The organism is Treponema sp. UBA785 (genome assembly GCF_002297065.1).
Lineage (GTDB): Bacteria > Spirochaetota > Spirochaetia > Treponematales > Treponemataceae > Treponema_D.
Genome location: NZ_DBJD01000096.1, coordinates 24,702 through 29,661, shown reverse-complemented (window position 1 = coordinate 29,661; position 4,960 = coordinate 24,702). Strand labels below are relative to the sequence as shown.

The 4,960-nt window shown below is 40.3% G+C and carries 5 protein-coding genes and 1 tRNA gene; 2 read left to right on the top strand and 4 right to left on the bottom strand.

The genetic code is table 11. The features are described 5' to 3' along the window. The 3 genes from B2X33_RS09050 to B2X33_RS09040 all read right to left on the bottom strand — a co-directional run. Nucleotides 1-362: transcription termination/antitermination NusG family protein (locus B2X33_RS09050; protein WP_296669130.1), on the bottom strand; the 362-nt coding region annotated here is incomplete at its 3' end. Between the two features lie 37 nt (nucleotides 363-399). Next, complete coding sequence (locus B2X33_RS09045; protein ID WP_296669128.1) at nucleotides 400-957, bottom strand: winged helix-turn-helix transcriptional regulator; 558 nt, start codon at nucleotides 955-957, stop codon at nucleotides 400-402. A 202-nt stretch (nucleotides 958-1,159) separates the two neighbouring features. Continuing rightward, entirely contained in the window at nucleotides 1,160-2,668 is a 1,509-nt protein-coding gene (locus B2X33_RS09040) for an IMP dehydrogenase (protein WP_296669126.1), read from the bottom strand. A gap of 123 nt (nucleotides 2,669-2,791) precedes the next feature. On the opposite strand from B2X33_RS09040, the gene B2X33_RS09035 reads away from it, so the two are divergent. Beyond that, a tRNA-Ala gene (locus tag B2X33_RS09035) sits at nucleotides 2,792-2,864 on the top strand. A gap of 120 nt (nucleotides 2,865-2,984) precedes the next feature. Here the strand turns inward: B2X33_RS09035 and B2X33_RS09030 are convergent. Further along, a complete protein-coding gene (locus B2X33_RS09030) occupies nucleotides 2,985-4,025 on the bottom strand; it encodes a Gfo/Idh/MocA family protein (RefSeq protein ID WP_296669125.1) in 1,041 nt (346 codons plus the stop codon). Between the two features lie 118 nt (nucleotides 4,026-4,143). Between B2X33_RS09030 and B2X33_RS09025 the strand changes: the two genes are divergently transcribed. Beyond that, nucleotides 4,144-4,960: Mrp/NBP35 family ATP-binding protein (locus B2X33_RS09025; protein ID WP_296669123.1), on the top strand; the 817-nt coding region annotated here is incomplete at its 3' end.

Below are 4,960 nucleotides of genomic sequence, written 5' to 3'. Positions count from 1 at the left end.
TTTTTTTCTGGCATAAATTCAACTTTTGAAATACCCCAATGCTCGCCATTTCCGATAAACAGTCTTAATTCTTCCAGCTGTGTTCCTAAAATTTCTATCGGATTTATATTATCAAGGAGAATTCTTATAAAACCGTCAATTTTTTTTAATGTTTGTATAATCTGAGGTGTCAAACTTTCTGTCTGAAAGAACAAGTATCCCGGAAAAAGAGGTTTTTCATACGGTTTTCCCTGATTTGTTTTTAGAGTACGCTGAAAATAATACAGTTCCGCCGTACAAGCCTGCTCACAAAATGCTTTCTGCGCCTTCTTTTTAAATTCTTCCTCTTCGCCGGTTCTTACCATTAAGCAATAGTATTCCATAAAACTCCCTGTAAAAAAAAATCCTAAAAACTTTTCTTTAAAAAACCTTATCTTCGGACGAGTTTGTCTGTATCATTTCCAGAATATCCGTACAGCCTGCCTTTAAAAGCCTTTCTTTTGTTTCTTTATCATTCATTTCACCGGCAAGGGCATATTCGTTGTTTTTTATCTCATGCTCTTTTAATCCAGACACTTTTTCAAATTCAATTTTATTCTTTGTACAGGCGTATTCCAGAAGAAACTTTACATAGCTTTCTCCGTAAAGCACAACCTTCGTTTTTCCATGCTTTTTTGCAAGCGCAACTTCGTCTGTCATTATTTGATTATACGAATTTGCAATTTTAAAAGTTTTTTCTACAAAAATCTTTCCGCGTTCCCGAAGTTCTCTCATTCCTTCGCTTGTCAAAGCATAAGCGAATTTTCTTTTATTCACGTTTGTAAGCATTATCCAGCCACGTTCGGCAAACCGCCCCAAAATCGCATTCATCATTCCCAACGATACATTTGTTTTTTTTGCCAAAACCCGCTGACTTGCGTTCGGATCTTCTTTGAGCGTATTAGAAATAAGCTGTAATGTAGCAAGGTCTTGTTCCATAATTTTTCTCCGCGAGCAAAATTTCAAAATCCATTTTATTAAAAAACACAGAATTGTTGAATACAAAATTTTTCGCGAATATTCGTAAATATCAGCAGACTTTTTGAATAAAATTTAAAATTACAAAAAAAGCCCGAATTCGACAGCTTTTATATGACGAACCGGGCTTTTGACTAGCATATATTCAACTAAAAAGAAAAATTTAGTTTTGAACGCTTGTTGTATTTCTTACAGTCACATCGTGAGCTGAACCTTCCTGAATTGTAACTGGCGAAACAAGTGTAATTTTTGCTTTTTCCTGCAATTCTGGAATAGAAAGCGCTCCACAGTTGCACATTGTGTGCACAACCTTGCTCAGAGTCATTCCAACTCCGTCGTGCAAATGTCCAGCATAAGGAACGTAAGAATCCACGCCTTCTTCAAACGCCATGCCTTTTTTGCCGCCAAGGTCGTATCTCTGCCAGTTGCGCGCGCGGTTTGACCCCTCGCCCCAATATTCTTTTACATAGTTTCCGTTGATTACGAGTTTGTTTGAAGGAGATTCATCAAAACGTGCAAAATAGCGTCCGAGCATTACAAAATCTGCGCCCATTGCAAGAGCCAAAGTTACATGATAATCGTGAACAATTCCGCCGTCAGAACAAACAGGAACGTAAATTCCAGTCTTCTTAAAATACTCATCGCGTGCTTTTGCCACTTCGATTGTTGCAGTCGCCTGTCCGCGGCCAATTCCTTTCTGTTCGCGTGTAATACAGATTGATCCGCCGCCAATACCGATTTTTACAAAATCCGCTCCAGCATCTGCCAAAAAGTTAAAGCCTTCCGCATCAACAACGTTTCCAGCGCCAACTTTAATTCCAGGAAAAGCCGCATGCAAATCCTTGAGAGCGCGGGCCTGCCACTCAGAAAAACCTTCCGAAGAATCAAGAACAAAAACGTCTGCCCCTGCCTTGAGAAGTTCTGGAACGCGTTCCATGTAGTCGCGTGTGTTAATTCCCGCGCCAACAATGTAACGCTGTTTAGAATCAAGAAGCTCGTTCGGATGTTCTGCGTGAGTTGAATAATCCTTGCGGAAAACAAGGCTCACAAGATTTCCATTTTTATCAACAATCGGGAGCTGGTTTACTTTTTTCTCCCAAATAATATTGTTTGCTTCTGAAAGATCAATTCCCTCTTTGCCAGTCGCCAAATCTTCAAGACCTGTCATGTAGTCTTTTACCTTTGAACCTGCCGGACAATGGCCAATTCTAAAATCTTTTGAAGTAATAATTCCAAGAAGTTTTCCGTTCGGGCTTCCGTCTTCTGTAACAGCGACAGTTGAATGGCCTGTTCTTGCGCTCAATTCTACAACTTCTTCCAAAGTCTGCTCCGGACGAATATTTGAGTCAGAAGTTACAAAACCTGCCTTGTAAGCCTTTACGCGTGCGACCATAGCAGCCTGGTTTTCGATTGTCTGGCTTCCAAAAATAAAACTGATTCCGCCCTCTTTCGCAAGCGCAATTGCAAGCTTGTCGTCAGAAACAGCCTGCATTACGGCAGAAACCATTGGAATATTCATTGTAAGCGGACAAGTCTCGCCAGCTTTTTTGTTGAATTTTACAACCGGAGTCTTTAATGAAACTCTGTCTGGAGTACATTCCGCAGAAGAATAGCCAGGAACCAAAAGATATTCGCCAAAAGTGTGCGAAGGTTCTTCAAAATAATAAGCCATTTTAAATCCCCTAAAAAAATCAATTAAATTTTTGTGTAATTTATCTATTATACAAATTCAGAAAAGCAATTTCAATACTGATTGTATTGAATAATTTAGGAAAATGTGCTACTCTTTACTCATGGGGATATAGCTCAGTTGGTAGAGCATCTGGTTCGCAATCAGAGGGTCACCGGTTCGAATCCGGCTATCTCCACTTTTTTTTGGGCACATTTTTGCAAGAATCTTGCAAAAACCAAGCTTTCCGTGGCTACGGCGTCTTACGCGCCTCCGGTGCTTCGCACCCGCCTTGCGGCCACTCCAATCTTTTGTGCGTTTACAGTTTTTCCTTAATTTCTTCCAGAACTTTCAAATCAGCAGTCGCCTCTTTCAACGGACTTAAAAGCGGCATTTTTCCGTCCAAAAAATCAACTGCGTTTTCCACCATTCCAGAAAAATACTGAGTTTTTTTAGGCAGCCTTGCTTTCTGTTTTTCAAGCGAATAAAATCCTGTATAAAGCTTGCTCTGTTTTCTCAAATAAAAATCGGCAATTCCGTTTCCAATGCAGATTTTCCCTTCTGTTCCCAAAATTTCAATTCTAAATTCAAAAAATTTTGAACGTCCGCTCATTTTTATGCAAATTTCAGGAATTTCTCCAAATTTTTCGCTTTTGCAAAAACTGTAATGCGCGCAAAAATTCCGCACAATTTTTTTCTCGTCCTTAAAAACGCCTGTAATCACGGGTTTTTCAAGTTCAGTTCCGCACAAAAACCGCACAATATCAACAAGATGAGTTCCATCGTGCAAGAGGCTGTAAGTTCCGTCTTTTTCAAATTCTTTTGCGTAAATGCGCAGTCCAGAATCCAGTTCGGCTTCAACCCTTTGAATTTTCCCGATTTTTTCCATCCATTGCATTGCAAGCGCATAATTTTTGTCAAAACGGCGCTCGTGGTTCACCATAACAGGAACTTTGTTTTTTTCCGCACAGTCCGCAATTTTTTGCGCCTCAAAAGAATTCAAGGCAACAGGTTTTTCAAGAATCACAAGTTTCGGCCGTGCCTCAATCGCGCGGATACATTCTTCCAAATGCGCGCTTTCATTTACGGCAACCACCGCAATATCAATTTTTTTTATATTTTTGTAAAGTTCTCTGCCCGATTCAAAAACAAGCCCTTCAGAGCCATGTCTTTTTACGTATTTTTGCCAAATTTTTAACCGCTCCAGGTCAGTGTCGCAGGCAGCAAAAAGCTCAATTTTTTTATTTTTTAAAAGCGCCATAGTGTGGCTTGCCGGCTGTTCACGTTTTTTATCAAATCCGAGCAAAAATCCAATCCGGCCAGTTCCAATCAAAACGGTTTTATATTTTTTATTTTCCATAACTTAATAATTATCGGAACAAAAAATCAGGAAGAAAACGCTATAGCAAACAAAAAAATATTCTATTACAATGGTCAGACATATTTTTTAGAATGATTACAAACAAAGAGGCAAATACATGTCAGAAGAAGGCTGCTCTCACAATTGTTCAACCTGCAGTTCAAACTGCAAATCAAAAGATTTAAAATTTCATCTGCATCCAAAAAGCACAGTCAAACACGTAATCGGTGTAGTTTCTGGCAAAGGCGGAGTTGGAAAATCCCTCGTAACCTCGCTTTTGGCGTCAAAAACCGCAAAAAAAGGACTTAGAGCCGCAATCTTAGACGCAGACATCACAGGCCCTTCAATTCCGACTAGTTTTGGGTCGAACGGCGAGAGAGTCTACTGCGACGAAACCGGCCTTATCGCTCCGGAAACGACAGAATCCGGAATCCAGCTTATGAGCATGAATTTCCTGCTCAAAAACGAAAACGATCCTGTCTTGTGGCGCGGCTCAATGATAAACGGCTTTGTAAAAAAGTTCTGGGAAGAAGTTTTCTGGGACAACGTTGACTATATGTTTGTCGATATGCCTCCAGGAACAGGCGATGTTCCTCTTACGGTTTTTCAGAGCATTCCTCTCGACGGAATCATAATCGTTTCAAGTCCGCAGCAGCTTGTCCGTGTAATCGTCGAAAAAGCCGTAAAAATGGCGCAGACAATGAAAATTCCTGTTTATGGACTAATCGAAAACATGAGTTATGTCCAGTGTCCGGACTGCGGCAAAAAGATAAAAGTTTTTGGAGACAGCCACGTCGAGCAGATTTCCCAGGAATTCCACATTCCGCTCCTTGCAAAAATCCCGATTGACCCAAAAATAAGCCAGGCAGTCGACAGCGGAAAAATAGAAACTCTCGAAGCAGAATTTCTGGACGCCGCCCTTGCGATAATCCAAA

Coding starts and splice junctions, on each gene's coding strand:
- B2X33_RS09045 (WP_296669128.1), bottom strand. CDS start 957: ATGGAACAAGACCTTGCTACATTACAGCTTATTTCTAATACGCTCAAA.
- B2X33_RS09040 (WP_296669126.1), bottom strand. CDS start 2,668: ATGGCTTATTATTTTGAAGAACCTTCGCACACTTTTGGCGAATATCTT.
- B2X33_RS09030 (WP_296669125.1), bottom strand. CDS start 4,025: ATGGAAAATAAAAAATATAAAACCGTTTTGATTGGAACTGGCCGGATT.